The organism is Pseudomonas sp. Ag1 (assembly GCF_000278565.1).
GTDB lineage: Bacteria > Pseudomonadota > Gammaproteobacteria > Pseudomonadales > Pseudomonadaceae > Aquipseudomonas.
The window spans coordinates 1-2,211 of record NZ_AKVH01000017.1 but is presented as its reverse complement, the minus strand read 5'-3'; the positions used below and the strand labels follow the sequence as shown (position 1 = coordinate 2,211).

General features: G+C 51.2%; 2 protein-coding genes. Both read right to left on the bottom strand.

Annotated features, from left to right (window positions below):
• Positions 1-258: 258 nt before the first annotated feature.
• On the bottom strand, positions 259-459 hold the full coding sequence (locus A462_RS32145; RefSeq protein WP_008430115.1) for a hypothetical protein: 201 nt from the start codon (positions 457-459) through the stop codon (positions 259-261).
• 1,238 nt (positions 460-1,697) lie between these two features.
• Positions 1,698-2,211, bottom strand: a 514-nt coding sequence (locus A462_RS32150) for a hypothetical protein (RefSeq protein ID WP_008430110.1), incomplete at its 5' end; no start/stop codon positions are given.

Here is a 2,211-nt window from a genome sequence, read left to right as displayed (position 1 = left end):
ATGCGTCTCCACTGCCATGGCATGCCAGTGTTGCATTGAATCTCAACAGATTCCTTCAGACCAACCATGTAAGGCGTAGATGAAGTTCGCGTCGCGGTAGTGAACCTTGTACCGGGTGTGCCGGCAGTGCTTTGCGTATTGTCGCGTGCTGTTGCACACCACACGAACGTGGCTGCGCTTGTGTCGGACAGACCGCCATTGATGACTGCGGCATTTGTGCTATAGGTGGTGCTACCAGACTGAGTGGACCCGGTGGAGTTACTCCAGCAGAGCATCGTGTCTCGCTTTTTTGTCGACGTGAGATTGAGAATACGCCTGTTTGACGTCTTTCCACCATACTTCTTTCTGCCATAGCCTCTTCGCCGTGGTGAAACCTTGGGACGCCTTGTTGGAGTCCTCTTCTTGGCGTACGTGTACGACCTCTTCTTTCGGTAGTAGCGTGGCATTTTGTTGAGACATGTCTCAAATCCGTTGGGGTTTTGTTGGGGGGGACTGACGTACTTATAGTCCGTGTGAGTCCTGTGTCCTGCTGTATAATATTAGTTTTCAGCAGGAAACAGGAAGACATGCCAAGCCTGTTCTTTTGTGCCCAACACTTTTTACTCACTTACGCTCACACCGAAGGCCGTGATGGCAAACCCCCACTGGACCCCTTTAGAGTTGTTGAGGTCATTGGAGACCTTGGAGGTGAATGCATTGTCGCACGCGAGCTTTACCCAACAGGTGAAGGGTTTCACTACCATGTGTTTGTCTCTTTCGACAGGCGATTTCGAAGTCGAAAGGCTGATGTTTTCGATGTCGACGGTTACCACCCGAATGTTGAGCCAAGTCGAAAGAATGCGGTTGGAGGTTTTGACTATGCGACTAAGGATGGCGAAGTTATCGCTGGAGGTCTCGAACGGCCGGGCGGAATCGGCGGCCGAAGAAGCGCTAATCGAGATGAGGCTGTATGGGGCCAAATCACAACTGCGGAGACTCGCGACGAATTTTGGGGCCTTTGCGACGAGCTGGATCCTAAGTCTCTGGTGTGCAATTTCCCAGCCTTGCAACGATTCGCCGATTGGAAGTTTCGACCGAGAAAGGTACCCTATTCTACACCCGATGGAGTATTTGACCTTGCCGACTATGGAAGTCTTACCGACTGGAGAGATAACGTTTTGTTTGGAGGAACCGGTGGTGAGTCCTCTTTTCCTTTGGGCGGAGCGATTACAGTGGGCTGCGCCCGGCAGAACGCTGCGCTTTGCTTAAGGGTGAGGCGCCTCGCGCCTCCGGGGGCGTCGAAACCCCCATCGTTGCCGGGTTCATGGCTTATGAAGCTAATGTGTGTTGCCTAGGAAGACGAAAGTCCCTCATCTTATTCGGACCTACTAGATTGGGAAAGACTGTGTGGGCCAGATCTTTAGGCAGCCATATGTACATGGGGGGGCTGTTTAGTGCCGGAGAGGCACTAGACAATCCCAAGGCTGACTACGCGGTGCTGGATGATATTGCGGGGGGGATTAAGTTCTTCCCCCGATTTAAAGATTGGTTGGGGTGTCAGATGCAATTTCAGCTGAAGGTCCTTTACAAGGAGCCTAGCTTGTTCAACTGGGGTAGACCCTGCATTTGGTGCAGCAATACTGACCCTAGAACTGGAATGGAACTAGCGGATATTGAGTGGATGGAGGGAAATTGTATTTTTGTGGAGATAACTACTCCTATTTTTCATGCCAATACAGAGTAGACTCTGGTCGGAAAGTCAATTGATCCGTTGTGGCTGAACCTTGCCTTGCCCTAATGAGATCCACTACGTAGTAGTCTCCCATACCTCCTTTACCTTCTGTCGAATAGGCATTGGATATCTCACCTCCTCCTAACTCGTCGTCGTCGTAAACGAGGGTCTTGTTCATTGGGTGATACCTGTTGTACTTGCGGATGAATCCGTCTTCGTTGCCTGACGCAAGGGTGATGGTCTTGTCATATTTAACCGTGACGCGACTGTTATCAGTCTTCGCGGTCATTGGGTCAACCCAATCGCTGGTGTTCTGACCCTTGAACAATTTCACGAAGAAACTGTACTGTGGATCTTGACCGGGTGAACCGGCCAATTGATTGAGCACTCTCATCCATCCATTGGAGCTCTCCAGCGCAGTAGCGAACGAGCTAGTATTTGTCAAAATGGGGCCTTTGTACGTGAAGCAGATGCGTCTCCACTGCCATGGCATGCCAGTG

Bases quoted from the DNA above. Each gene is read 5' to 3' on its own strand.
- A462_RS32145 (WP_008430115.1), bottom strand. From the start codon at position 459: ATGTCTCAACAAAATGCCACGCTACTACCGAAAGAAGAGGTCGTACAC.